Raw genomic sequence first — 1,056 nt, forward strand, 5'->3', positions numbered from 1 at the left:
GAACGGTGAAGGCCCGGTTCGCCTTCGGGCGGATCAAAAGGTCCGGTGGACCTTTTGAAGGGACTGAACGCCCGAAGGGCAGGGAGCCAGCGAAGGGCGAGCAACGCCCGTAAGTGGCCCCTCAACTCCTCCCGTAAAACGCGTTCTCGACATGCACCGGCCAGCGCCAGGGCAGCACCGCGACCATGTCGAAGCGCATCGACAGCCTGCCGTAGTCCGCTTGGCGCGACAGCCAGATGTCGGCCGCGCCTTCTATTCGACGTTCCGATTCGTGACCGATCGCCTCCATGGCTTCCATCAGCGTGCGGCGCGCCTTGACCTCGACGAACAGCACCAGATCGCCGCGCCGCGCGATCAGGTCGATCTCGCCGAAGCGTGTGCGGTGGCGGCGCGCAAGGATTCTGTAGCCCTTCATCATCAGTGCTGCCGCCGCCAGCCATTCACCGCGATGGCCGCGCCGATAGGCCTTTTGGCGGCTGACGCTTGGGCGCTCAGCCACTGTCGCTTTCTCCAGAAGTCTCCCTAAGGTCAAGCAGCCGCCGATAGAGGGCCTGTTTCTGGCCGCCGGTCATCTTCGCGGCTTCCGCGGCCGCCTTGGAGGCCGGCATTTCGACGGCAAGCGACAGAAGCAGACGGTCGATGTCTTCAGGCTCGTCGACCCTGGCCTCGGCCGGACCGACGCAGACGACGATTTCGCCCTTCGGCGTATCGGCCGCAGCATAGTGGTCGACCAGCGCCTGCAGCGTGCCGGTTCGCATCTCTTCGAAGGTCTTGGTCAATTCCCTGCCGATAGCGGCCTTGCGCTCGCCGCCGAGCGCTTCGACCATGGCAGCCAGGGAGTCAGCCAGCCGGCGCGGCGATTCAAAGAAAATCAATGTCGCCGGCACGGCCTTCAGTGCTTCCAGCCGTGTCAGCCGCTGCCCTGATTTGACCGGCAGGAAGCCGGCGAACAGGAAGGCATCGGAGGGCAGGCCGGATGCCGTCAGCGCCGCCAGCGGCGCTGACGGGCCGGGGATAGGCACGACGCGAATGCCGTGGTCGAGCGCCTCGGCGACC

At 65.9% G+C, this 1,056-nt stretch carries 2 protein-coding genes; both read right to left on the reverse strand.

Annotated elements, in window-relative coordinates:
* Positions 1–121: 121 nt before the first annotated feature.
* Entirely contained in the window at positions 122–499 is a 378-nt protein-coding gene (locus tag EN893_RS35340) for a YraN family protein (protein ID WP_127269758.1), read from the reverse strand.
* A partial coding sequence (locus EN893_RS35345) for an SAM-dependent methyltransferase (RefSeq protein WP_245490973.1) occupies positions 492–1,056 on the reverse strand: 565 nt, incomplete at its 5' end. The genes EN893_RS35345 and EN893_RS35340, both read right to left, overlap by 8 nt.

The sequence above is a fragment of the Mesorhizobium sp. M7A.F.Ca.CA.004.04.2.1 genome (genome assembly GCF_004022825.1).
Taxonomy (GTDB): Bacteria; Pseudomonadota; Alphaproteobacteria; order Rhizobiales; family Rhizobiaceae; genus Mesorhizobium.